Source organism: Streptomyces sp. NPDC006435 (assembly GCF_040612315.1).
GTDB lineage: Bacteria > Actinomycetota > Actinomycetes > Streptomycetales > Streptomycetaceae > Streptomyces.
Genome location: NZ_JBEXPY010000045.1, coordinates 36181 through 60651 on the forward strand (window position 1 = coordinate 36181; position 24471 = coordinate 60651).

The 24471-nt window shown below is 71.3% G+C and carries 18 protein-coding genes; 7 read left to right on the forward strand and 11 right to left on the reverse strand.

The genetic code is table 11. The annotated features are described in order from the left end of the window. The first annotated feature begins 6 nt into the window (after positions 1 to 6). The 3 genes from ABZZ04_RS31865 (at position 7) to ABZZ04_RS31875 (ending at position 4077) form a co-directional block, all read left to right on the forward strand. Positions 7 to 1752: an NAD(P)/FAD-dependent oxidoreductase gene (locus ABZZ04_RS31865; RefSeq protein ID WP_356935704.1), complete on the forward strand. Its 1746-nt coding sequence runs from the start codon at positions 7 to 9 to the stop codon at positions 1750 to 1752. Further along, positions 1749 to 2804, forward strand: a complete 1056-nt coding sequence (locus ABZZ04_RS31870) for an NADP-dependent oxidoreductase (protein ID WP_356935705.1) — start codon at positions 1749 to 1751, stop codon at positions 2802 to 2804. Before ABZZ04_RS31865 ends, ABZZ04_RS31870 begins: the two co-directional genes overlap by 4 nt. Before the next feature lie 70 nt (positions 2805 to 2874). Then, positions 2875 to 4077 carry a cytochrome P450 gene (locus ABZZ04_RS31875; protein ID WP_356935706.1) on the forward strand — a complete coding sequence of 401 codons (1203 nt, stop codon included), beginning with the start codon at positions 2875 to 2877 and terminating at the stop codon, positions 4075 to 4077. A 93-nt stretch (positions 4078 to 4170) separates the two neighbouring features. Here the strand turns inward: ABZZ04_RS31875 and ABZZ04_RS31880 are convergent, their stop codons facing one another. The 3 genes from ABZZ04_RS31880 to ABZZ04_RS31890 form a co-directional block, all read right to left on the reverse strand. Continuing rightward, the gene (locus ABZZ04_RS31880) at positions 4171 to 6045 is read right to left on the reverse strand and encodes a serine/threonine-protein kinase (protein ID WP_356935707.1); all 1875 of its coding nucleotides are present in this window, start codon (positions 6043 to 6045) and stop codon (positions 4171 to 4173) included. A gap of 121 nt (positions 6046 to 6166) precedes the next feature. Continuing rightward, positions 6167 to 6622 carry a hypothetical protein gene (locus tag ABZZ04_RS31885; RefSeq protein WP_356935708.1) on the reverse strand — a complete coding sequence of 152 codons (456 nt, stop codon included), beginning with the start codon at positions 6620 to 6622 and terminating at the stop codon, positions 6167 to 6169. Positions 6623 to 6952: 330 nt separating this feature from the next. Further along, complete coding sequence (locus ABZZ04_RS31890; RefSeq protein ID WP_356935709.1) at positions 6953 to 7558, reverse strand: TetR/AcrR family transcriptional regulator; 606 nt, start codon at positions 7556 to 7558, stop codon at positions 6953 to 6955. A gap of 166 nt (positions 7559 to 7724) precedes the next feature. Here ABZZ04_RS31890 and ABZZ04_RS31895 point away from each other — a divergent pair, with 166 nt between their 5' ends. After that, positions 7725 to 9293 carry an amidohydrolase family protein gene (locus ABZZ04_RS31895; protein ID WP_356935710.1) on the forward strand — a complete coding sequence of 523 codons (1569 nt, stop codon included), beginning with the start codon at positions 7725 to 7727 and terminating at the stop codon, positions 9291 to 9293. A gap of 125 nt (positions 9294 to 9418) precedes the next feature. Here the strand turns inward: ABZZ04_RS31895 and ABZZ04_RS31900 are convergent, their stop codons facing one another. From ABZZ04_RS31900 to ABZZ04_RS31920, 5 genes are all read right to left on the reverse strand, one after another. Continuing rightward, positions 9419 to 11488 carry a right-handed parallel beta-helix repeat-containing protein gene (locus ABZZ04_RS31900; RefSeq protein WP_356935711.1) on the reverse strand — a complete coding sequence of 690 codons (2070 nt, stop codon included), beginning with the start codon at positions 11486 to 11488 and terminating at the stop codon, positions 9419 to 9421. A 42-nt stretch (positions 11489 to 11530) separates the two neighbouring features. Next, positions 11531 to 12397, reverse strand: coding sequence for a carbohydrate ABC transporter permease (locus ABZZ04_RS31905; protein ID WP_356935712.1), 867 nt, complete (start codon positions 12395 to 12397; stop codon positions 11531 to 11533). Further along, entirely contained in the window at positions 12394 to 13350 is a 957-nt protein-coding gene (locus ABZZ04_RS31910; RefSeq protein WP_356935713.1) for a sugar ABC transporter permease, read from the reverse strand. The genes ABZZ04_RS31905 and ABZZ04_RS31910 overlap by 4 nt, the downstream gene beginning before the upstream one ends. A gap of 4 nt (positions 13351 to 13354) precedes the next feature. After that, positions 13355 to 14617, reverse strand: coding sequence for an extracellular solute-binding protein (locus ABZZ04_RS31915; protein WP_356935714.1), 1263 nt, complete (start codon positions 14615 to 14617; stop codon positions 13355 to 13357). 70 nt (positions 14618 to 14687) lie between these two features. After that, positions 14688 to 15938 carry a Gfo/Idh/MocA family oxidoreductase gene (locus tag ABZZ04_RS31920; protein WP_356935715.1) on the reverse strand — a complete coding sequence of 417 codons (1251 nt, stop codon included), beginning with the start codon at positions 15936 to 15938 and terminating at the stop codon, positions 14688 to 14690. Between the two features lie 80 nt (positions 15939 to 16018). Between ABZZ04_RS31920 and ABZZ04_RS31925 the strand changes: the two genes are divergently transcribed. Together ABZZ04_RS31925 and ABZZ04_RS31930 are read left to right on the forward strand one after the other, a co-directional pair. Beyond that, complete coding sequence (locus ABZZ04_RS31925) at positions 16019 to 17170, forward strand: ROK family transcriptional regulator (protein ID WP_356935716.1); 1152 nt, start codon at positions 16019 to 16021, stop codon at positions 17168 to 17170. Between the two features lie 166 nt (positions 17171 to 17336). Then, positions 17337 to 18971: a beta-N-acetylhexosaminidase gene (locus ABZZ04_RS31930; RefSeq protein WP_356935717.1), complete on the forward strand. Its 1635-nt coding sequence runs from the start codon at positions 17337 to 17339 to the stop codon at positions 18969 to 18971. 44 nt (positions 18972 to 19015) lie between these two features. On the opposite strand, the gene ABZZ04_RS31935 is transcribed toward ABZZ04_RS31930, so the two are convergent. Further along, complete coding sequence (locus ABZZ04_RS31935; protein WP_356935718.1) at positions 19016 to 20494, reverse strand: amidase; 1479 nt, start codon at positions 20492 to 20494, stop codon at positions 19016 to 19018. Between the two features lie 140 nt (positions 20495 to 20634). On the opposite strand from ABZZ04_RS31935, the gene ABZZ04_RS31940 reads away from it, so the two are divergent. Continuing rightward, positions 20635 to 21261 (forward strand): TetR/AcrR family transcriptional regulator C-terminal domain-containing protein, encoded by a 627-nt coding sequence (locus ABZZ04_RS31940; protein ID WP_356935719.1) that lies wholly within the window; start codon positions 20635 to 20637, stop codon positions 21259 to 21261. 82 nt (positions 21262 to 21343) lie between these two features. On the opposite strand, the gene ABZZ04_RS31945 is transcribed toward ABZZ04_RS31940, so the two are convergent. Beyond that, positions 21344 to 22132, reverse strand: a complete 789-nt coding sequence (locus ABZZ04_RS31945; RefSeq protein WP_356935720.1) for a serine/threonine-protein kinase — start codon at positions 22130 to 22132, stop codon at positions 21344 to 21346. 211 nt (positions 22133 to 22343) lie between these two features. Next, positions 22344 to 23789 carry a glyceraldehyde-3-phosphate dehydrogenase gene (locus ABZZ04_RS31950; RefSeq protein ID WP_356935721.1) on the reverse strand — a complete coding sequence of 482 codons (1446 nt, stop codon included), beginning with the start codon at positions 23787 to 23789 and terminating at the stop codon, positions 22344 to 22346. Positions 23790 to 24471 lie beyond the last annotated feature (682 nt).

Here is a 24471-nt window from a genome sequence, read left to right on the forward strand (position 1 = left end):
TCGCACATGACCACCGAGGAGAACACATCCATGCCGCGATCCGAACGCGAGTCGATGATCATCATCGGCGCGGGGCTCGGTGGCCTGTCCACCGGCTGCTACGCCCGGATGAACGGCTACCGGACCCACGTCCTGGAGATGCACGAACTGCCCGGCGGCTGCTGCACGGCCTGGGACCGCGGCGACTTCACCCTGGACCCCTGCGTCAGCTGGCTCCTGGGCAGCGGCCCCGGCAACGAGATGCACCAGATCTGGCTGGAGCTCGGCGCGCTGCAGGGCAAGGAGGTGCGGCACTTCGACGTGTTCAACGTCGTGCGCGGCCGGTGCGGCCGGTCCGTGTACTTCTACTCCGACCCCGACCGGCTCCAGGCCCACCTCACGGAGATCTCGCCCGCCGACGCCGGTCTCGTCCGCGACTTCTGCAAACAGCTGCGCGCCTTCCGCAAGTGCCTCGCCGTCTACCCGTTCCTCAAACCCGTCGGACTGATGCCGCCGCTGGAACGCTGGCGCATGCTGGCCTCGTTCATCCCGTACTTCAACGTCGTGCGCAAGACCATCAGCACCCTGATGACCGACTACTCGGCCAGGTTCAAGGACCCCCTGCTGCGCGAGGCGTTCAACTTCATCCTGTACGAGAAGCACCCGGCCTTCCCCGTACTGCCGTTCCACTTCCAGCTCGCCTCGCACGCCAACCTCTCCGCGGGCGTCCCCGAGGGCGGATCGCTCGGACTGGCCCGGTCGATCGAGCAGCGCTACCTCGGACTCGGCGGCGAGGTGACGTACAACGCCAAGGTCGAGGAGGTGCTCGTCGAGGACGACCGGGCCGTGGGGGTGCGGCTCAGCGACGGGCGCGAACTGCGCGCCGACATCGTCGTCTCGGCCTGCGACGGGCGCACCACGATGATGGACCTGCTCAAGGGCCGCTACCTCAACGAGGCGTACCGCCACCTCTACACCCGAACCATCAAACAGCCCGGCATGGTGTTCCCCGGCTACTTCACCCTCTTCCTCGGCCTGCGCCGCGACTTCCCCGACGCCGACCCCTGCACCACCTATCTGCTCGACGAGGCGGAAGCCGCCGAACTGACCGGCATCAGGCACCCCAGCGTCAACGTCCAGTTCCGCAGCAGGCACTACCCGGAGCTCTCCCCGGGCGGAACGAGCATCGCCTACGTCACCTACTTCTGCGACATCGCCCCCTGGCGCGCCCTGGACGAGGGCCCGGAACAGGTGACCCGCAGCCGCGGCGGACAGGAACTGCACACCCTGCCGGTGCGTCACGGCCGCGGCTACTACGCGGCCAAGCACCGCGCCCGCGAGGCACTCGTCGCGCTCCTGGAACGGCAGCACCCCGGCATCAAGGACGCGATCGCCGTGCGCGACGTGTCCAGCCCGCTCACCCAGGTCCGCTACACGGGCAACTACGACGGCACGGTGCTCGGCTGGCAGCCCTTCGTGGAGAGCGGGGAGACGCTGGAGAAGCTCATCAAGAAACACGGCCCCGGCCTGCCGGGACTGCGGAACTTCTACCAGTCCGGCGTATGGGCGACCACGGGCGGCCTGATCCGCGCGGCGGCGGCCGGCCGGCACGTCATGCAATTCATCTGCCGGGACGACGGCCGGACGTTCACCGCGTCCGTCGACGAGAGCGGGCCGCCCCCCACCCACCTGGTCGTTCCGGTGGGCCCCCGGCAGACACGGTCCGCCACCGAGGGCCGTCCGGTCCTCGCGGAAAGGAAGGCAACGGGATGAGGGCCAGGAAATGGGTGGTGCGCGAGCACGTCGAGGGCGTCCCCGACATCGGGCGGGTCTACGGGCAGGTGGAGGAGGAGATCGACACCGAACTCGCCCCCGACGAAATGCTGTTGAGGACACGCTACGTATCGGTCGACCCCTACCTCCAGGGCATCGCGCTGGACACCCCGCTCGGGGCGCACATGGGGGCCGACTCGATCATGGAGGTGCTGGAGGCGGGACCACTGGCCGCCCACCGGCCCGGTGACCTGGTGCAGGGCTTCGGCGGCTGGCGCACCCACCTCGTCAGCAACGGCGCCGCCACGCCCTGGCAGACCGGGACGTTCCCCATGGTCTTCCCGGCCTACCGCCGGCTGGACCCCGACTGGTTCGACGACGCGCTGCCGCTGCCCACCGCGCTGAGCGTCATGGGCGGTCCCGGGATGACGGCCTGGGGCACCCTCACCAAGTTCATGTCGGTCCGCCCGGGGGACACCGTCGTGGTCAGCGGTGCCTCCGGCTCCGTCGGCTCGCTGGTCGGCCAGCTGGCCAAACTGGCCGGCGCCAGGGTGGTCGGCACCACCTCGACGACTGAGAAGGCGGACTACCTGGAGGAGCTGGGATTCGACGCGGTCGTCGTCTACCGCCACGGGGACAGCTACGACGCGGTGTGCGACGCACTTCTGTGGGCTGCGCCGGACGGGGTCGACAAGTACTTCGACAACTTGGGCGGCACCGTCACCGACGCCGTGTTCTCCATGCTCAACATCGGCAGCCAGGTGGCCGTCTGCTGGCAGTGGGCCACCCAGGTGGGCCGGGACTTCACGGGGCCGCGACTGCTCCCGCACATCATGTTCCCGCGCACCCACGTACGCGGGATCTTCTCGCTGGAATGGTTCACCGAACAGAACTGGCGGGCGCTCCACGACGAACTCGGCGGCCTGGTGCGACGGGGCGATGTGCGCTGCGGGCACACCCTCCACCACGGCTTCGACAACATCCCGGACGCCTACCGCAGCCTCTACCAGGACACCGGGGCCAGCCGGGGCAAGGTGCTCGTCGAGCTCTGACCCGGGCCCGGAACACCCCTTCCCGTCCACTCATCGCAGACCGTCGTTCCCGTGCAAGCCAGGAGGTTTCGTGTCCTGCCCCGTCGACTCCCGCACGCGCACCGGCCCGCCCACGCTCCCCCTGCACCGCCTCGCGTTCGACCCGCCCGGCCCGCCCCGCCCCGTCGAACTGCCCGACGGGGGCCCGGCCTGGCTGGTGAGCCGGTACGCCGACGTACGGAAGGTACTGACCGACAGCAGGTTCGGACGGGCGGCGCTGCACTCGCCGGACGCCCCGTCCCTGTCCGGCGAGACCGGTCTGGTCGGCAGCCTCGACCTGATGTTCAACCAGGACGGCGAGGACCATCTGCGCCTGCGCCGCACCCTGCGGCGCGCGTTCACCCCGAGGGCCGTGGCCCGCTGGCGGCCCTGGATCGCGGAGATCGTGGAGGAGTGCCTGGACGAACTCACGGACCGGGCGCACCCGGTGGACCTGGTGTCCGGCTTCACCCTGCCGCTGCCGGTCGCGGTGATCAGCAGGCTGATGGGCCTCGACGCCGGGGCACGGGACCGGCTGCGACACTGGACCCTGTACGCCTTCTCGGACGGTTCCCATCCCGAGGAGGAGATGCGGGAGGCGCTCGCCGAGTTCGCCGCCTTCGGCGCGGCGCTGCTGGCCGAGCGCAGGAAGGAACCGGGTGACGACCTCACCAGCGTCCTGGTCCTGGCCGCCGACGAGGAGGGCGGCATCCCGGAGGGCCAGCTCGTGGACCTGGTGTGCGGGCTGGTCGTCGGCGGCCACGACAGCACGATGACGATGCTCGGCAACTCGCTGCTCTATCTGCTCGGCGAACGGCCGGAGGTCTGGTCCCGGCTCGGTGCCGACGAGCGGGGCGCCGAGGCGCTGGCGGAGCGGCTGCTGCACCTGGTGCCGCTCGGCGACGACCGGGGGACCGCACGGTACGCCGCCGTCGACACGAGGGTCGGCGGTGTGACGATCCCGGCGGGTTCGGTGGTGCTCGCCGACTGCGGCATGGCCAACCGCGATCCCGCCGTGTTCCCGCCCCGGCCGTTCGACGACCTCTTCGCCCCGCTGGCGGCGCCCACCCTGTCGTTCGGCGCCGGATCCCACTACTGCCTGGGGGCCTGGCTGGCCCGGATGGAACTCCAGCTGGCCCTGCACCGGCTGGCCGCCCGCTTCCCCCGGCTGCGCCTGGCCGGGCCCGTCGACGCGGTCGAGTGGAACCGGGGCACCACCTCCCGCAGCCCCCGGCGGATCGAGGTCACCTGGTGACCGCGGCCGCCGGGTGACGGAACGGGGGAGCGGGCTCCTCACGTCCGGGACGTGCCCCGGACGTGAGGACGCCTCGTGGTGGGCGGGCCGTGCTCAGTCGCCCGAGCCGGTGACGGCGGCGTTGCGCCAGACCTTCAGGTCCAGCGTCATGTACTTGCTGGGCGAGTCCTCGCCGGAGAGCCCCTTGATGGTCACGAGGCCGAGGTGTCCCGTACCCGTCGTGACGCAGAGCTGCCGGCCCGTCGAGATCTTCTCCAGATAGACGCTCTCGGTGAACCGGGTCTCCGCACGACAGGTCTCGAGCGACCCCTCCTGCCCCGGGTCGAGCAGCACCAGGCTCCCGCCCGTGGTCTCGGCGTCGAGGTACCCGCCGGTGTCGTAGGAGAGCTCGTACCCGCCGTCCTCGCCCCTCTGGGGGCGGACGGGTTCCTCGCCGAGCGTCAGGTGGTAGCCGGCCGTGAGGTTGATGCCGTTGTAGTCCGCGACCTTCGGCTGCTGCTCGGCGGCCTGCCCGGAACCAGAACCGGAGCCGGAGCCGCTGTCCGTGCCGGACCCCTTGCCCGAGCCAACCGACTTGCTCGGGGCGGAGCCGCTCCGTGTCTCCTTGTCCTTGTCCTTGAGCAGTGTGTACGCGGTGCCGCCGCCCACGACAGCCAGGACCAGCACCGCGGCGACGGCGATGACCAGCCCCCGCTTGCCGCCGCCCTTCGCGGGCTGCGGTGCGGGAGGCATGCCGTTCCCGGGGTGTCCGGGGTACGTCTGCGCGGGTGCACCCATCTGGGTCGGGGCGTAGGCGTTGACCTGGGACGGAACAACTGTGGTGTACGGGTGCTGCGGGTGGGGCTGCTGGTGCGCCACGGGCGGGCCGTATCCCTGCGGCGCGGCGGGAGGTACCGGCGCGGCGGCGGGTGCGGTGGGCTGGAGGTGGGCGGACGCCGCCGTGGCGGACGCGGTCGGCGGGTGGGCCGGCGGAGCGACGGGGGCGGTGGGCGAGTGGGCCACGTACGGTGCCGCGGTCGGGGGCGGCGGGGTCTGGACCGGCGCGGGAGCGGCCGTGCGTACGGTGATGTCGGCGCTGACCGGGGCGGGCAGCCAGTCCTCGGGGCGGCGCAGCACCGTCTCCGCGTTCGCGGACCGGCACAGCTCGATGACCTCGGCGATCGACGGCCTGGCCGCGGGATCCTTGTCGAGACAGCGGCCGACCAGTTCCCTCAGCCGCTCCGGGACACGGCCGAGGTCGGGCTGCTCGTGGACGATCCGGTAGAGCACGCCGTGCGAGGTGCCCTCGCCGAAGGCGGGGGACCCCGTCGCCGCGTACACCGCGACCTGGCCGAGCGCGAAGACGTCGGTGGCCGGGGTCACCGGGTTCCCCGCGGCCTGCTCCGGAGCCATGAACGAGGGCGTGCCGATGGTGACGCCGCTTCCGGTGAGCGAGGTCGCGTCGGCGGCGTGGGCGATGCCGAAGTCGATGACCCGGGGACCGTCGGCCGCGAGCAGCACGTTGGACGGCTTGAGGTCGCGGTGCACGATGCCCGCTCCGTGGATGACGTGCAGTGCCTCGGCCATGCCCGCGATCAGCAGCACCACCGTCTCGACGGGCAGCGCCCCGTGCGCGACGACGGCGTCGGCGAGCGACGGTCCCGGCACGTACGCGGTGGCCAGCCACGGCTGCGCGGCATCGGTGGCGGCGTCGATGACCGGCGCCGTGAACAGACCCTGCACGCGCTGCGCGGACCGCACCTCCTGGGCGAACCGGCGGCGGAACTCGGCGTCCTCCCCGAATTCGGGACGGATCACTTTGATGGCGACGGGTCGTCCGCCCGGCGTGTACGACAGATACACCTTGCCCATGCCGCCGGCGCCCAGTCTGGCCGCCAACCGGTATCCGGCGATCGTGGTCGGGTCGTCTCCGGCGAGCGGCTGGAAGACCTGGGGGGTGCCTCCAGAGGCCGGTTGCTGACCACTCATCACTTACGTCTCCCCTGTGGAACACCGATATCGAACGGCACCCTATCCAAGGACGGGCCGTCGGAGCGCGTTCCGGTGCGGTGGGCAACCACCGCGGGAGCGGGAGGCGTCGGGGGAGGGGTCAGTCCCAGAGCTGGTGCGTCACGACCCGGCCGGTCCGGGCCGGAGTGCCGTCGGTGTAGACGAGTTCGAGCTGGGTGAACTGCTTCAGCTCCGGATGCTTCTGCCAGGTCCTGGGATGGTCCAGTCGCACGACGACCGGATAGGAGTGGAACTTGCCTGCGGCGCAATAGGGCTGACAGTCGTTCACCACGTCGAGCGCACGGCCCACGGCGGACGTCGGACCCCAGGAGTACCAGTGGATGTCGATGAGCCGGTTGTTGCCGTCCCCGCAGGCGAGCAGGAATTCGCCGGGGCGCACCTGCGGGTTCCAGGTGCAGTCGACGGCCACCACGCGTGCGGACGGGCGGGAGGCCGCGGCGGGGGAGGTCGCCGCGGACGCCGGTACCGGTGCGGCCGCCGCGAGGGCCGTGGCGGCGCACAGCATGAGACCTGTCCTGAGCTTGCGTCTTTGCATGTCGGCTCCTCGGCCGCCTCGCTTCGGAACCACGCCGTCGTCGCGCGTGCCCGAGGGCCCCGTGTGCTCCGGGACCGCCCGGCAGGAGCAGCCGTCGGTCGCGGCCCCCTTCTTTCAGCCGTCGTTCCTGAAACGACCATAGGGCCCCACTCATGGATGCACCACCCGTATGGGTGATAAAAGAGCAAAACGGGTGTGAATGGCACTCGGCTGGTGGAGGTGGGGGCGTCGTGCGTGGTGGCGCGGCGGTGCCGGTGCGCTTCTTCGTGGCCCGGGGTCTTTCGTCCGGATCGGCCCGGCGCGATCCGAACGGGAGGCCCCGGGGACCGGTCAGTCGCGTTCCAGCAGTCGCGCGGTCGCCGACAGGGCCGTACGCAGCGCGCTACCGCGGTCCGCGCCGTGCTGGCCCAGGACGACCCGGGTGCTCAACCCGTCGAGCAGGGCGAGGAGTTCGGAGGCGCGCGCCGCCGTGTCGAGGTCCGCGGCGAAGCAGCCCTGGCGTGCCCCCTCGGCGAGAAGCGCCTCCAGGTCATCCTGCCAGCCGCGGTCGATCTCGGCCTGGGCCTGCCGCAGCGGTTCGTTCGACGCCGTGCGCGCCCACAGTTCGACCCACAGCGTCCAGCGGGGGTCGCGCGGCCCGCGGGGGAGATACAGCGCCAGGAAGAGTTCCAGTGCGCGCTCCGGGTCGGCCGGACCGGACAGCAGTTCCCGGCGTTCCCCGGCGAGCGCGTCCTCGCTCCAGCGCAGCACCTCCAGGAGCAGCCGGTCCTTGCTGCCGAAGTAGTAGAGGATGTGGCCGCCACTGGTGCCGAGGCGCTTGGCCAGCGCGGACATGGTGAGCGAGGCGAGACCGTCCTCGGCGATGGCCGTCATCGCCTCCTCCAGCATGCGTTCCCGGGCCAGGTGCCCGTCACGCCGTCGCGCCGTCGCAGCCACGCCACGTCTCCTCTCCGGTCGATCAGGTGACGACCTTAGCGGCCGATTTCGGCGGAGGTCTTGACGGGCTCCAGGAACCACATCTTGAATGCCGTTCTAAATTAGAACGCCATTCAAAGTGCTGTTCCGATTCCCCCGGAGCACGCATGGACGAGGGGCGGAGCACATGACGCAACAGGACACGGCCGCGAGAGCGACCGGCGCGCCGGACGCCACCGACCAGGTCTTCCAGGTCGAGACGCACGGGATCGACCCGATCCCCGACGAGGACCGCCACGGCAGCGCGAAGGACCTGTTCTGGCTCTGGTTCGGCTCCAACCTCACCTTCACCTACGTCATCAACGGGGCCCTGGCCGTCGCCTTCGGCCTGTCCTTCTGGCAGGCCACCGGCGTCGTCGTCATCGGCGGGCTGGCGTTCTTCGCCATCAGCGCCGCGGGACTGAGCGGAGTCCGTACCGGCACCGCGACACCGGTGATCTCCCGGGCCCCCTTCGGCGTACGGGGAAACTGGCCCGCCGGGATGCTCAACTGGGTGGTCGGCATCGGCTACACCATCCTCAACACCGTCGTCGGCACCCTCGCCCTCGAAGCGTTCTTCGCCGACCTGGGCTGGGAGTCCGGCCGCACCGGACGGGCCCTCGCCCTGCTGGTCACGCTCGCGCTGACCTTCGCCGTCGCCCTGTGGGGCCACGCCACCGTCCAGTTCGCCGAACGCTGGATCGCCTACGTCCCTGCCGTCGGGTTCGCCGCGCTCCTGGTGTTCCTGCTGCCGGGCACCGACACGGGCGGGGGCGCCGCGCAGCCCGGGGCGTCCGGATGGAGCCTGGCCCTCGTCGTGATGCTGGCGGGCCCGTTCCCGTACGTCCCGATGCCCGCCGACTGCACCCGCTACCTCCCCAGGACGACCTCGACGACTTTGCCGACGCCGCCCGCCGCCCGCCGCCACGACGACGACCGCGTCCGGGTCGGACCGCTCAAGCTCTACATCGACGACGTCGTCGAGCCCCGCACCGCGGCCCTCCTCGAACCCTACGCGGGCTGCCGCCACCACCGGGGCGAGACCTTCTACCCGCCCGAGGAGTTCGCGGACCTGCTGGCGAAGCTGGACGCCCGCGGCTTCCAGTGCTTCGTCCACGCGACCGGCGACCGCGGCATCCGCACCGTGCTCGACGCCGTCGAGCACGCCCGCGCCGTCAACGGGGCCCGGGACGCCCGCCACCAGATCGTCCACGTCGAATGCCTCGACCCCGAGGACACCCCGCGCTTCGCCGAACTGGGCGTGATGGCGTGCATGCAGCCCCGGCACAGCGCCCCGGAGGTCGCCGGCCCCGGCAAGGACTGGGCGCAGAACGTCGGGGCCGACCGCTGGCACAAGGCATGGCCCCTGCGCAGCCTGCACACGGCCGGGGCCGTCCTCGCCCTCTCCAGCGACTGGAACGTGGCCGAGATGGACCCGATGATCGGCATCCACACCGCCGTCACCCGGCGCCCGCTGGGCGGGGGCGAGCCCTGGATGCCGCAGGAGACGATCAGCGTGGAGGCCGCCGTCCACGGCTACACGATGGGCTCGGCGTACGCCAACTTCCTGGAGGACGAACGCGGTTCGCTCACCGTGGGCAAGGCCGCCGACTTCGTGGTCCTCTCCCGCGACATCCTGCGCGCCGGCCCCGAGGACATCCCCGGCACCATCGCCCTGACCGTCGTGGTCGCGGGCGTCGTCGAGCACGAGGCCTGACCGGCCGGCCCCGTCCCCCTTTCGTTCACCGGTGCGGGACGGGACCGGTCCGCCCGGCCGGGAACGGCCGGCACGACACGGGCGGCCCGCACGGCCCGGGGGAGCCGCGCGGACCGCCCCGCGGATCAGGCGGCCCGGATCTCGTAGACCGCGAAGTTGCCCCACTGGAGGTGGGCGTCACGGACCGTCAGGCGCAGACGCTCGGTCGTCACCCGCTGCGGCAGGGTGATCGTGCGCTGCTCGACGGCGGAGGTGTTGCCGGACCAGGACAGCTGCTGCCCGGCCGCCTGCGTCACCCACGACGAGCCGTTCCACGTCTGCACGTCGACCTGCTTGACGCCCTGGCCGGTGGCGAAGGCGGTGTGCAGGGTGACGGAACCGATGCTGACGGGCTGCCGGTAGTCCACGTCGATGGTGCCCGGGAAGGCGATGCCTTCGGCCACGCTGCTCCAGGCGGTCGAGGTGTTCCCGTCGGCCATCCGGTAGGGGTGGCTGTTGCCGAGCGTGGCGTACGAGGTGGTGACGACCGGGAGGTGGGGCGCCCCGGTGAACTGGTGGAAGCCGCGGTCGGGAGCGGTGCCCGGGACCGGGTTGCCGAAGTAGTCCTCCAGCCCCTGCGCCACCGCCGCGCCGCGTCCCCGTGCGGGGGAGTCGGCCCGGAGCTTGTAGCCCGCGGGGTCGGTGCCGACGGAGACCAGCTTCGGGTCCGCCTTGATGGCGTTGATGTCGCCGGAGGGGGCGACGGGCGTGTCGGTGCCCCAGTAGAGGTTGGAATCGTAGACGGTGTTGTTGGCGGTGTCGTAGCCGGCCGTGGTCCGGTTGTAGAAGATGTTGTTGCGGATGTCGATACCGCTCGCGTTGTTGTAGATGTGCACGATCTTGCCGAGCGGGTAGTCACCGGCCCCGGTGTACGGCGGGTGCACGGTGACGACCCGGCCGCTCGCGTAGACCGTGTTGTTGTGGATCGAGGTGCCCGACGTCTCGGTGGAGAGGCTGAAGACCTCGTAGCCGTCGTCCTTGCTCAGGTTGTACCTGACCACGGTGTCCTTGGTCGGCGCACCCTTGAAGGAGACGGTGATGAAGAACCCGCCGTCGTTGTCGTGGCTGTAGTTGTACTGGACGACGCTGCGGTTGTTGTCGGCGTCCGCGTCGAAGCCGTGGCCGTCGGTGCCCGGCCCGTTGAAGCCGGTGCCCGACACCTCGTTGCGCTGCACGAGCAGGTCGTCGTTGCCCTGCCACCAGATGCCGACGTTGCCGCCCTTGAGGTTGAGCCGGCCGGTGGCGGCCCTGTGGACGCGGTTGCCCTCGACGACGGCACCCCTGGTGTGCATGGGGGTGATGCCGCCGGCCGTCACGTCGTGGACGTAGTTGTCGCGGATCCTGACGTTCGTGCTGGGCGTCCAGGTGACGACCTCGCTGTCGGGGATGCCGGTCTCCACCGGGTACAGGCTGGTCATGCCGTTGCGCCGGGACCAGGTGGACCAGTTGATGATCCCGTACGAACGGACCTTGCCGACCTCGTTCTTCTCCACCACCAGGTTGTCGAAGTACGTGGGTGTCCGGTTGCCGCGGATGGAGATCAGCAGTCCCGCCGAGCTGACGGTGCTGCCGCCGGGGCCGTCGATGTCGTGGATGTTCAGGTTGCGCAGGGTGATGTTGGACAGCTTGCCCGCGTCCTTGGCGAAGAGGTTCACACCGGAGCGGGGGGTGGTGCTGTCGCTCCAGTTGGTCACCTCCAGGCCGTCGAGGGTGAGGTCGTGCACGTTGTCGAGTTTGACCGCGACGTCGGTCGTGCCGCCGCCCTCGATCAGCGGCTTCGCGCCGCTGCCGTACGAGCCGACGAACGCGGGGCTGCCCACCGCGCCCGCCCCTCGGACATCGAGCCGGCCTTTCCACCGCTGACCGGCCCTGAACAGCAGCCGGTCACCGGGGCCCAGCGTCAATTGGCTCGCCCTGGCCAGGGACTTCCAGGCGGCCGCCTCGTTCCGGCCCGACGCGTCGTCGTTGCCGGACGCGGCGTCCACGTAGTACGTGGTGCCCGCCGCCCGGTCGCGGTGCGGTACGGGGGCCGCCTGGGCGGGCCCCGCCGCCACCGCGGGGAGCGGGAGCACGAGAGCGGCCAGGAGCACCCCTATGAGGCTCCTGCGCCGGGTGCGCGGGGCACCCGGGACGTGTGGTGTACGCGAAGTACGCAAGGCTCGGTCCTTCCGGATGGATTGCCGGTCTCTGTATCTGCGTCACTTGCCGATTCCCGCAGTCATGCCCTCGACGATGCGGCGGCCCAGCCAGAGGTAGAGCACGATCATGGGATAGACCAGGATCACGATTCCGGCGAACAGGGCGCCCCAGTCGGAGCTGTACTGCATGGAGCCGTAGAGGCTGAGGAGGGCCGCGGGCAGCGTGCGCTCCTCGGGGGTGGGGGTGATCAACAGGGCGAGCAGCGTCTCGTTCCACAGCCCGATGACGTTGAGGACCAGCACGGTCATCACGCCCGGCCTGGCCACCGGCAGCACGACCTGGACGAAGGCGCGCAGCGGGCCCGCGCCGTCCAGTTCGGCGGCCTCCTCGATCTCGTGCGGCAGCGAGCGCATGTAGCCGGTGAGGACGAACACGGCGAACGGGAGCGACAGCACCACCTGGAAGACCAGGAGCGTGATGCGGTTGTCCCACCAGCCGGTCACCCAGTCGATCATGAAGGTGGAGACGGACAGCTTGATCACGACGATGGGGATCACGATCGTCTGGACCGGGATGCTCAGCCCCATCGCGAAGTACCCGGTGAGCCGGCCCGCGGCGCGTCGGTCGGAGCGGGCCAGGACGTACGCGGCCGGGGCCGACAGCGCGACGATCAGCAGGGCCCCGACCACCGTCAGGACGGTGCTGTTGAGCGCGGCGGCGGAGAATCCGGCCGCCTTCCACGCGGCGGAGTAGTTGCCCCATTCGAGACTGTCCGGCAGCGCGAACGGCGAGAGCCAGACCTGTCCGGGGTCCTTGAGCGACTGGACGCCGACCCAGGCGACCAGCGCGAGGTTGAAGGCGACCCAGGCCCAGAGCGCGACGGTCGTCGCGCGCGGTACCAGGACGTCGCCGAACAGGCGCCTCATGACAGCTCCACACGTTCGCGGCGGGTGACACGCCGGGTCAGTACGATGAGGACCGCCGTGACGATCAGGATCACGACGCCCATGGCGGCGCCCGAGCCCAGTTCGGGCACGCCGTTGCCGGCCACACTGGCGTACTGCTGGACCGCCACCGTGCGGGCCTGGATCGGCGGGCTGGCCGGGGTGCCGGCCGTGGTGAAGGCGATCACGATCTCGAACACCTTCAGGCTGTTGACCACCCACAGCACGGCCGACACCGCGAACACGTCCCAGGTCAGCGGCAGTGTGATGTGCCGGAACTGCTCCCACTTGGTGGCGCCGACCAGCTTGGCGTCCTCGTACAGATGGGGCGGTATGGAGTCGGCGGCCGACATCATCAGCGCCACGTAGAAGCCTGTGCTCGACCAGACGAGACCGGCCACGATGCACTTGAACACCATGTCCGGGCCCAGCCACGGCCGGGCCTCGACGCCGACCCAGCCCAGGACCGTGTTGACCGCGCCGTCGGGGTTGAGGAGGAAGCCGATCGCGACCCCGACCGCGATCACCGAGATGATCATCGGCAGGAAGATCACGGACCGGATGAACGCCCGGCCCCTGGCTTGCCGCAGCACCATCATGGACAGGAAGGTGAAGCCGAAGACGAGGACCCCGCCCCCGAAGGCCAGCACGAAGGTGTTGACGAAGGAGGTGCGGAAGGCCTCGCTGCGCGCCAGCTCCAGGTAGTTGCCCAGACCGTGCCACGTCATCGCGGAACCGGGGCCCGCCCACTTGTTGAAGCTGACCCAGACGCCGAACAGCGACGGCAGGACGAAGAGCGCGGAGTAGGCGATCAGCGCGGGCAGCAGGAAGGGCCAGAAGGCCCGCTCGCGCGCCGGCCTCACCCGTCGTCCCGGCTGCTTGCCCGCGGCGGTCCGGGCCGCCGCCGCGGGCGGGGTGAGCGTTGCCGTTCCCACCGGATCAGCCCTTGTCCGCGAGGTAGTCGGCGGCCTTCTTCTTGCCGTCCCGCACGAAGGTCTCCGCGTCGATCTTCCCGGAGAGCAACTGGTCGTCCAGCGGCAGGAAGACGTTGTTCCACCAGTTCTTGTCCGCGGCCATGTCGTCGTAGGTCCGGTGGGTGTGCTTCGCCGCGGCGACGTCCTTCTGGACGCCCGCCAGGTGGTCGGGGGCGGGGACGTCCGGGCGCGCGGGGATGTTGTGCGCGACCGTGGAGATCTTCTCCCCGTACTTCTTCTGCAGCGCGAAGGCGAGGAACTTCTTGGCCGCCCCGGTGTTGCGGCCCTTGGCGTTGACGCCCCAGCCGAGCGCGCCGACCTCCACGGAGTCCTTGCCGCCGGCCGGCAGCTGGAACGAGGCGACCTCGGTGCCCTCGGCCAGCTTCGCCCCGGTCTCGGCGGCCAGCCAGGTGCCGTTGAGGTTCAGGTCGTACCTGCCCTGGGCCCAGGCGTCCTGCGCGGCCGGGTACTTGGTGGCCATGAAGTCCTTCTGGAAGTAGCCGCCGTCGGCCAGCTGCTCCACCTTCCGGGCCGCCTCCAGCACCGCCGGCCGGTCCCAGGCCGCCGGGTCCTTCGCCAGGGCGTCGAGGCTCCCGGCGCCCTCGGAGCGGACCAGGGCCGAGTAGAACCAGTACGCGTTGTAGAAGTTGACGGTGCCGTCCTGGCCGAGCGGTGTGCGGCCCTCCTTCTTCGCCTCGTCGAGGTAGGCGATGAACTCCTTCCACGTCCTGGGCGCGAGGCCCGGATGCTTCGACGCGTCGTACCACACCGCCGTGGAGATCACGGTGTGGGCGATGAAGCGCACGTGGTCGTCGGCGCTCGACGCCTGCTGGACGGAGCGCGGCAGCACGTCCCGCACCGGCTTGCCCTCGCCCGGCACCTTCATGGCCAGGACGTCGTCGAGCGGGGCGGCGAGGTTCTGGGCCACGAAGGGGCCGACACTGTCGGTGGAGGTGTCGAACAGGTCCGGTCCCTGGCCCGCGTTCATCTCGGTGGGGAGGGTGTCGGTGCCCTTGCGGCCGACGAACTTCAGGTCGACCTCGATGCCGGTCGCCGCGGTGAAGTCGTCGGCCAGGGACTTGATGATCCTGCCCTGCGGTTCGTCGGCCCCCCAGGAGGAGGTGTAGACGAGTTCCTTGTCCGAGGAGGCGGAACCGTTCTTCTTGCCGCAGGCGCCTACGCTCAGGGCGAGGGCTCCGACGGTGAGCACGGCTGTCAACTTGCGCACGGGGGTGTGCCTTTCATGAGGGGGACGGGTGGCTGCGGGGAGACCGTGGGAGTGTCGTGCCGGCCGGGGGTCAGGCCGGCGGGAGCGTGACGACGGTGCCGGTGCGACGGGCCCGTTCGGCGGCCCAGACGACACGGTGCGTGGCCAGGCTCTCGGCGCCGTCGGTGAGCACCAGGGAAGGGGCGCCCTCGGCGATGGCGTCGACGAAGGCGTCGAACAGGGCCGCGTCGCCGCCGCCGTGCCCGGTGGCGGCCGTGGGGTCCTCGCACGCACCGGTGTCGATGACGGTGACCTCGTCGGTCACGAAGTCGTGCACGCGCAGGACGACCCCGTCGCCCTCGATGGAGCCGCGGGTGCCGAAGATCCGGGTCTTGCGGTGCTCCAGGGCCGCGAACGCGGTGACCGTGCAGGTGGCGGAGGTGCCGTCGGCGAACTCCATGGTCACCACCTGGGTGTCCACCACGTCGTTGTCGCAGGTGTACGCGCACCGGCCGTACGGGCCCTCGCGCAGCGCCGCGAGCACGCCCCGCTCCGTGTGGTCGGAGGTGACCGCGGACAGCGGCCAGAACTCCTTGTCCGCGTCCCCCAGGCAGTCGAGGTAGATGCGCTTGGCGGAGTACGGGCAGGTGGATTCCACCGGGCATTCCACGCACCGGTCGGCCGCCCCGTCGGGCCGGTTCCCGGGCCGGAAGTGCACCAGGTTGCCGAACGAGGAAACCCGCGTGGGCAGTGCTCCCTTGACGTGGACGATCCAGTCGAGGTCGTGGCACGCCTTGGTCATCAGCATCGGACCGGACTCGTCCTGGCTGCGCCAGTTGCCCCGCACGAAGGAGTGCGCCTGGTGCCACCAGCCGACCTGCTCCAGGTGCTGGATGTTCATCACGTCGCCGATCCGTCCCTCGCCCATGAGCTCCCTGAGCCTGATGGTGTAGGGGGTGTAGCGCATGACGTGGCAGACGGCGAGCAGGACGTCGTTGCGCTCGGCGGCCTCGGCGATCGCGACGGCCTCCTCCTCGGTCTGCGCCATCGGCTTCTCCAGGAGCAGGTGGTAGCCCAGCTCCGCCGCCCGCACCGCCGGTTCCCGGTGCATGCTGTCCTGCGTCGATATCACCGCCGCGTCGGCCAGCCGGTCCCGGGCGAGCAGTTCCCGCCAGTCGGCGAAGACGTTCTCGGGCGGTACGCCGTGTGCGGCGGCCATGTTCCGCCTGCGCTCCGGATCGGGTTCGGCCACGGCCACGACACGTGCCAGACCGGTCTCCAGGGCGCGCCGCGCATAACTCATGCCGCGCAGCCCCGCCCCGATGATGGCGACAGTGACCACAAATACCCCCTCGGGCTTGCGACTTACTAATGCAAGCTGTTTTTATTTCTCGTGTACAGAGTCTGTCAAGGGAGTTGACGGTGACGGTTTCCGGAGGCGACACCTCACGGCTGCGGCGCATCAACCTGGTCACGACGCTCCGCGCCCTGCGCGGCCAGGGTCCGCTGAGCCTCACCGAGGTGACCAGGCGCACGGGCCTGTCCCGCCCGACGGTGGAGAGCCTGACGGAGGAGCTGATCGGATCGGGCTGGCTGAAGGAACTGCCGCCGCAGCCCGGTCACATGGGCCGTCCGGCGAGGCTGTTCAGCTTCCATTCCACCGGCGCCCACGTGCTCGGGGTCGACATCGGTTCGTACAGCATCAGGGCGGCCGTCGCCGATCTCGACGGCACCGTGGTGGCCACCCGGACCGAGCGGGTGAGCGCGGACGCGGGGCGTGCCGAGCGCCTGGCCGCCGTGCGCGCGACCGCCGCGGGCGCGCTGGAGTCGGCCGGGGTCGGGCGGGAGCGGCTCGCCGCCGTCTGCGTCGGCACCACGGGCGTGGTCGGCCGCGACGGCCGGGTCAAGCGCTGTGTCGGCCTGCCCGAGTGGGACGGCCTGGACCTCGCCGGCGAGATGGGCGCCGACTTCGACTGCCCGGTCCTGGTGGAGAACGACTGCAACCTGGCCGCGCTCACCGAGGGCTGGATCGGCGAGGCCAAGGGCGTGGACGACGTGGCCTTCGTGCTGTCCGGGGTGCGGACCGGCGCCGGCCTGCTGATCGGCGGCCGGGTGCACCGGGGGCGCGGGGGAGCGGCCGGTGAGATAGGGGCGCTGCCCCTGGTGGGCTGGCACCGGGCCACCACGCATCTGACCGGCTATCCGAAGATGCCGCCGGACGTCCTGCCCCAGGAGGCGGCCGAGTACGTCTTCGCCCAGGCCCGCACCGGTGAACCGGCCGCCCGCTGGGCCGTCGAGCAGTACGCCCACGACCTCGCCGAGGGCATCGCCGCCCTGGTCCTGGCCCTGGACCCGGAGCTCGTCGTGATCGGCGGCGGGGTCTCCCGCTCCGGCGACGTCCTGCTCGAACCGCTGCGGCGCCACCTCGACCCGCTGTGCCTGGAACCCCCGGCGCTCGCGGTCTCCTCGCTCTCCGACCGGGCCGTGGTGCTGGGGGCCGTGCGGCTCGCCCTCGACCACGTGGACGCCCGGCTGTACGACGTCGACACACTGTTGCCCCGGCCGTCGTCCTGATCAGGCCGCCTCATCCAGACCGGCCGCTCCAGCCTTAGTAAAACAATTTGTATATGTAAGGCCCGTGTCGCTCGCGGTGCCGGTCCGGTGGAGAAGCCGGGAGACCGCGAAGCCGGAGAGACCGAGAGACCGAGAGACCGAGAAGTCGAGAAGGAGAACAGCGGAAGTGACGCCCCTCGACCTGCTGCCCCGGCCCGTCACGGCCCGTACCGCCCCGGGGGAGTTCCTCCTCGGCGCGGCCACCACGATCACGGCCCCCGACGCCCTCGCCACGACCGCCGCCCGGCTGCAGTCGGCCCTCCGCCCCGCGACCGGACTGCCCCTGCCGGTCACCGCGGAGGCGTCCGGGCCGGGCATCGTCCTGGCGCTGCGCCCGGAACTGGGGGCCGAGGCGTACCGCCTGGAGTCCGGCCCCGCCGGCGTCCGCATCGAGGGCGGGGACACGGGCGGGGTCCTCCACGGCTGCCAGACGCTGCTGCAACTGCTGCCGCCCGGGATTTACCGCCGTGCCCGGATCGCCGACGAACGGTGGGCGGTGCCCGGAGCGGTCGTCGAGGACGCGCCGCACTTCCGCTGGCGCGGCGTCATGCTGGACGTGGCCAGGCACTTCCTGCCCAAGCGGGAGGTGCTGCGCTTCATCGAGCTGATGGCGATGCACCGTCTCAACACCCTCCACCTCCACCTCACCGACGACCAGGGCTGGCGGGTGGAGATCCTGAGCCGCCCGCGGCTCACCGGGACCGGCGGCTGGCGCAGGACGTCCCAACTGGGTTCCACGATCGACGACCTGACCGAGGACCGGCCGCACGGCGGCTTCTACACCCAGGACGACATCCGCGAGATCGTCGCCCGGGCGGCGGAGCTCGGCATCACGGTCGTGCCGGAGATCGACGTCCCCGGCCACTCGCAGGCGGCGATCGCGGCCTATCCCGAGCTGGGCGTGACGGGGGAACCGGTGGAGGTCATGACGCGCTGGGGCGTCAGCCCCCACGTCCTGAACACGGAGGAGTCCACGATCGACTTCTTCCGCGACGTGTTCGACGAGGTGATGGCCCTCTTCCCCGGTACTTTCATCGGCGTGGGCGGCGACGAGTGCCCCAAGGAGCAGTGGCGGAACGACCCGCGCACCCGGCAGCTCATGGCCGAGCGCGGACTGGCCGACGAGAACGCCCTGCAGTCGTGGTTCGTCGCCCGTGTCGCCGCCCATGTCGCCGAGCGCGGACGGCGGGTGTTCGGCTGGGACGAGATCCTGGAGGGGGAACTCCCGCCGGGAGCCGTGGTGGCCTCCTGGCGCGGGATGACCGGTGCCGTCACCGCCGCACGCCGGGGCTACGACGTGGTGTCCTGCCCGGACGACCAGGTCTACCTCGACTACCGCCAGTCGGAGCACCCCGACGAGCCGATCCCGGTCTCCGTCCCCGTGACGCTGGAGGACGCCTACGCCTTCGACCCGGTCCCGGCCGGGCTGAACGAGGAACAGGCGGCGCGGGTGCTCGGCGGGCAGGCCAATCTGTGGACCGAGCACGTGGACACGCCCCGCATGGTGGACTACTACGCCTTCCCGCGCCTGTGCGCGGTCGCCGAGGCGCTGTGGTGCGGGCCCGGCCGCCGCGACTTCGACGAGTTCCGCACCCGGCTGCACGGGGCGCACCTGCCCCGGCTCGACGCGATCGGCGTGGAGTACCGGGCGCGGACGGGCCCGCTGCCCTGGCAGACGCGCCCCGGCATCGTGGGCGCGCCCGCGACCAGGGCCGAGCGCGAGGAGCACATGAACCGGCGGGTGGCGGCCATCCGCACCTGAGCCGGCGGTGCCGGGGCCCGGGCGCCCGTCCGCGTCCCGGGTGCTCAGAGCGGCGGTTCCAGGTGTGCCCAGGGGCGCTCGGCCTCGATCTGGGCGGCGAGGGCGAGGAGCATCCCCTCGCCGCCCAGCGGGCCGACGAACTGGACGCCGAGGGGCAGCCCCTCGGGGGTGCGGTGGGTGGGGACGCTCATCGCCGGGCGGCCGGTGATGTTCGCCAGCTGGGTGTACGGGGTCGCCGAGAGGTTGGCGATCACCGCCCGCTCCCACGCCCCGGTCCCGGCCAGGGCGCCCAGCAGCCCGAGACGCATCAGGAACCGGGCCGCGGCGCGCACCGGGCGCGGGGTGTCCAGCTCCCCGATCCGGACGGGCGGCCGGGCCAGGGTCGGGGTGAGGAGCAGGTCGTGGTCGGCGTGGAAGGCGGCGAGCTGCCGGCTGTAGACGTTCCAGCGGTCGTGGGCGGCGTAGTAGGCCGGGGCCTTCAGACCGCGGCCGGCGGCGGCCAGGAGGTGGGTGTCGAGCTCGAAGTCCTCCGGCCCGGCGCCGGTGGTGCCGCGTATCGCGTCGACGGTGTGGGCGAGTTGGGTGGTCCACATGGCCAGGAAGTCGAGGGCGAGCTGCCGCTGGTCGATCCGCGGTTCGACGGGCTCGACGTCGTGGCCCAGGCCGCGGAGCAGGGCGGTGGCGTCCTCGACCGCGGCGACCGCCTGCGGGTCGACCTCGGTGTCGATGGGGGAGCGGGTGGTGAAGCCGATCCGCAGCTTCCGCGGCCGGCGGGCGAGTTCGGCGTAGGGCAGTTCGGGGCGGGCGTGCAGGTACGGCCCGGCCGGGTCGGGGCGCGTGGTCAGCACGTCGAGCATCGCCGCGCTGTCGCGGACGCTGCGCGAGATGACGCCGTCGGTCGCGGCACCGTGCAGGTGCTCGGCCACGGCGGGCCCGGCCGGTACCAGGCCGCGTCCCGGTTTCAGGCCGAACAGGCCGCAGCACGCGGCCGGGATGCGGATGGACCCGCCACCGTCGTTGGCACCGGCCACGGGCACGATGCCCGCCGCCACGGCCGCTGCCGTCCCTCCGGACGAGCCGCCCGGGGTGCGGGTGAGGTCCCAGGGATTGCGGGTGGGGCCGTTGGCCTCCGGCTCGGTGATGCCCTTCGCGCCGAACTCGGGGGTGTTGGTCTTGCCGAAGATCACCAGCCCGGCGTCCAGCCACCGGCTGACCACCTCGCTGTGCCGCTCGACGGGGAGGCGGCGCAGGGCGCGGTTCCCGCTGCCGGTCGGCAGCCCGGCGTAGTCCTGCGACAAGTCCTTGATCAGGAACGGAACCCCGGCGAACGGCCCGGTCAGGGACTCCTTCGCCCGCTCCCGGGCGAGGTCGTGCATCGGCCGGACGATCGCGTTGAGCCTGCCGTCGACCGCCTCGGCGCGGGCGACGGCCGCGTCGAGCAGCTCCGTCGGCGACACCTCGCGCCGGGCGACCAGTTCCGCAAGGCCCACCGCGTCCTGGGCCCGGTACTCGGTGTAGTCCATCACAGCCTCCATAAAACTATAGGTCGTAGTTTTATGTGACCGAAACGTACACTGGCCGGTGTCCGCTGCCAAGCCCCGGTGGCCGACGACGTACCCGCCGCACACCGGCGGACGACCACCGGCGAGGGGAGAAGCAGGGGATGGGCAGGCCGCCGCGCCGGCTGGTGACCCGCGAGGGCATCATGCGGACCGCGCTCGCACTGGTCGACGAGGAGGGCCCCGAGGCGCTCTCGGCCACGCGCGTCGCCGCGCGGCTCGGCGTCAAGGGACCGTCGCTGTACAACTACGTCTCGGGGCGCGACGAGATCGTCGACGGGATCCACGAACTCGTCGTCGGGGAGATGGAACTCGTCGCCGACGACCGTCCCTGGACGGACGTGATGGACCGGTGGGCCCGCTCCTGCCGCGCCGCCTTCGCCGCCCATCCACGCGTGGTGCCGCTGATCGCCTCCAGACCGGTCCGCGCCCTGCCGGTGTTCGAAGGCTACGCACGGGCGTTCGCCGTGCTGCGCGCCGCCGGCTGGCCGGAGGAGCACCTGCTGCCGGTGGTGCGCTCCGTCGAGTACTTCGTCATCGGCTCGGCCCTCGACCCCGACGCCTCGCCCCGGGCCGGGCTGCCGGCCGGGGAAGGGCTCCCACCGGGGCTGGAACCCCTGCTGGACGCTCCCCCCGACTACCGCGAACTGGCCTTCGAGACCGGCCTGGCCGCGCTGGTACGGGGAATGCGGGGCACCCTCGAAGACCTCCGGGCGGCCGGATCCCCGTGAACGGCGTCGGCGCCCCGCGCCCCCGTGCCCCGGGCCGCCCGGCCCCGCGCACACCTGGCGTGATCGCGGCGCCGCGCCCGGTTCACCCCCGGGGCAGTGCCGGGAGAAGGGCCTCCCGCAGATCCGCGGCGCTGCGGAAGCCGATCTCCGGCTGCTCTCGCAACGCCTCGTCGACGACCGCGGCGAGGGCGGCCGGCAGGCCCGGCTCCCGGCGCCGGATCGGTACGGCGGGCGACTGCAGGACGACCTGCCACGGGTCCTTGTCGCGCGGGAAGTCCCGCGGGGCGCGCCCGGTCAGGAGCTGGTAGAGGCAGGCGGCCAGGGCCCACACGTCCACGGCCGGAGGCGCCTTCTTGAAGTTCACGACCTGCTGACGGGGCATGAAGTGCGGCTTGCCCGCGGTCGCGCCGGTACGGGTGGGACCGCTGAGCCCCGCCCCGTCGAAGGCCTTGGCGATGCCGAAGTCGCGGACCTTCGCCGTCGTGGAACCGTCCGCGTTCTCGTGCAGCAGGACGTTGGAGGGACTGAGATCGCGGTGCACCACACCCTGCCCGTGGGCGTGCTCCAGCCCCTCCAGCACCTGGACGGCGAAGCGGACGGCCTCCGCCACCGGGAGCCGGCCCCCTCTTCGCCGCAGCAGGCGGTCCAGGCTGCCGCCGGTGCAGAACTCGGTGGTGAGGCAGAACATGCCGTCGGCGAAACCGGAGTCGTACAGCGCGGCGATGTTCGGATGCCGCAACGCCCCCGTGAGCTCCGCCTCGCGCAGGAAACGGGCCCGCGCCTCGGCGTTCGCCGCCACCTTCGGCAGCATCACCTTCAGCGCCACCTCCTTCCCCGCGGACTCGTGGCGGGCCAGGTACACCGCCCCCATCCCTCCCCGGCCCAGCTCCCGCAGCACCGTGTACCCGGCGATGGGGGGCGAGTTCGCGACGCCCGCTGTGCGCGAGGTCCAGGAGGTGCCGGATCGCGGCCGACAGCGGATACCGACAGTGCCCCGTACCCGTCATGTGTCGGACGGGTACGGGGCACTGCCGGTGCTCTTCCCGGGGGCGCGCGTCGGACCGCGCCCCCGGACGACGGGATCAGACCGCCGGGGCCGGGTAGGTCGGGTACTCCACCCCGGAGACGTGCTGGACGACGCGGATGACCTGGCACGAGTAGCCGAACTCGTTGTCGTACCACAGGTAGAGGATCGCGTTGTCGGCGTCGACCTTGGTGGCGCCGGCGTCGACGATCGACGCGTGGCGCGAGCCGACGAAGTCCATGGACACGGCGTCGGGGGCGGTGGTGAAGTCGATCTGGCGCTTCAGCGGCGAGTTCAGCGAGACGTCGCGGAGGTACTCCAGGACCTCCTCGCGGGTGGTCTCACGGCCCAGGCGCAGGCTGAGGATCGCGATCGAGACGTCCGGGACCGGGACGCGGATCGAGCTGCCGGTGATCGGCGCCTTGAGCTCGGGCAGGGCCTTGGCGACGGCGGAGGCGGCACCGGTCTCGGTGATGACCATGTTGAGCGGCGCGGAGCGGCCGCGACGGTCGGCCTTGTGGTAGTTGTCCAGCAGGTTCTGGTCGTTCGTGAACGAGTGGACCGTCTCCACGTGACCGCGCAGCACGCCGAACTCGTCGTCCATGGCCTTCAGCGGCGGGACGATCGCGTTGGTGGTGCAGGAGGCGCAGGACAGGACCTGCTCGTCCGGCTTGATCGTGTGGTGGTTGACACCGTGCACGATGTTCGGGACGTCGCCCTTGCCCGGGGCCGTCAGGACGACCTTGTCGATACCGGGGCGCAGGTGCTTGGAGAGGCCCTCGCGGTCGCGCCACTTGCCGGTGTTGTCGATGAGGATGGCGTCCTTGATGCCGTACGCCGTGTAGTCGACCTCCGACGGGTCGTTGGCGTAGATCACCTTGATCACGTTGCCGTTGGCGACGATCGTGCTGTTCGCCTCGTCGACGGTGATCGTGCCGTTGAACTGGCCGTGGATCGAGTCGCGGCGCAGCAGCGAGGCGCGCTTGACGAGGTCCTGGTCGCCACCACCGCGGACGACGATGGCACGCAGCCGCAGGCCGTTGCCGGAACCGGCCTTCTCGATCAGCAGGCGGGCCACGAGGCGGCCGATCCGGCCGAAGCCGTACAGGACGACGTCGCGTCCCTCGCGGCGCTCGATCTTGTTGGCGCCGGTGGCCCCGGAGACGGCCTCGGCGGTGAACTCCGCCACCGACAGACCGCGGTCGTCGGCGCCGTACGTCGCGGCGAGCATGCCGATGTCGATCTGGGAGGGGCCGAGGTCGAGGGTGGTGAGGGCCTGCAGGAACGGCAGGGTGTCGGTGACCGAGAGCTCCTCACCGGCGATCTGCCGGGCGAATCGGTGGGTCTTGAGGATGCTGACCACCGACTTGTTCACCAGGGAGCGGCTGTGCAGCAGGACTGTCACGTCCCGCTCCCGGTGAAGTTTCCCGATGATCGGGATCATCGACTCCGCGATCTCCTCGCGGTTTTTCCAGCTGGTGAACGAGTCGTCATTGACAGTCACAGGTTTATCTTTCGAGCTAGGCGGCGCTCATATGGTAACCACACGGCGCATTGATCATCCAGGTGGCCCCGTTCCGGGTCGTGTCGGGGGTGCGGCCGGAGGCTTCCGTCGGGCGGGACGTGCGGGTCGGCAGGTGCCAGGGGGGCGGAAGGGGTGCTGCGAAAGGGGTTCGAATGCCCCCGAAACGGCCTCCCGGGTGTGATGCCACCCATAGGAGCCACGTCACATACCAAGGCGCTTAGTAGTGACGGGTCCTCTTCGGCGGCTCCAGGCGGCCATCAAAGTTCGCATTTCGGACATTGCTCCGTATTCGGGTAGTACGTCACATCATTGACCCCTGCCGGGGCCGCCGCTAACCATGGCTGTCATCGCGGAAACCGCCGGACCGGCCGAGCACGCACGAGGCCGTCCGCGCCACCCGCACCGCAGGACCCTCACCCGCACCGCCCCGCCCCCGGCACCCCCGTGCCCGGACCGGGACACCGCACACCACCGCACACCAGGAGAACCCACCCGCATGATGATCACCCGCACCCGTCTGCGCGCCCTGACCGCCACCGTCGCCACCACCGCCGCCGCGGCCGCAGCCCTCACCTCCACCTCCGCCCAGGCCGCCCAGGCCCCCCAGTCCGCCCCCGCGGCCAAGACCTCCACCGTCACCACCGCCGCCCAGGGCGACAAG

Bases quoted from the DNA above. Each gene is read 5' to 3' on its own strand.
- ABZZ04_RS31885 (WP_356935708.1), bottom strand. From the start codon at position 6,622: ATGCAAAGACGCAAGCTCAGGACAGGTCTCATGCTGTGCGCCGCCACG.
- ABZZ04_RS31865 (WP_356935704.1), top strand. From the start codon at position 7: ATGACCACCGAGGAGAACACATCCATGCCGCGATCCGAACGCGAGTCG.
- ABZZ04_RS31870 (WP_356935705.1), top strand. From the start codon at position 1,749: ATGAGGGCCAGGAAATGGGTGGTGCGCGAGCACGTCGAGGGCGTCCCC.
- ABZZ04_RS31940 (WP_356935719.1), top strand. From the start codon at position 20,635: ATGGGCAGGCCGCCGCGCCGGCTGGTGACCCGCGAGGGCATCATGCGG.
- ABZZ04_RS31935 (WP_356935718.1), bottom strand. From the start codon at position 20,494: ATGGACTACACCGAGTACCGGGCCCAGGACGCGGTGGGCCTTGCGGAA.
- ABZZ04_RS31880 (WP_356935707.1), bottom strand. From the start codon at position 6,045: ATGAGTGGTCAGCAACCGGCCTCTGGAGGCACCCCCCAGGTCTTCCAG.
- ABZZ04_RS31895 (WP_356935710.1), top strand. From the start codon at position 7,725: ATGACGCAACAGGACACGGCCGCGAGAGCGACCGGCGCGCCGGACGCC.
- ABZZ04_RS31945 (WP_356935720.1), bottom strand. From the start codon at position 22,132: ATGGGGGCGGTGTACCTGGCCCGCCACGAGTCCGCGGGGAAGGAGGTG.
- ABZZ04_RS31905 (WP_356935712.1), bottom strand. From the start codon at position 12,397: ATGAGGCGCCTGTTCGGCGACGTCCTGGTACCGCGCGCGACGACCGTC.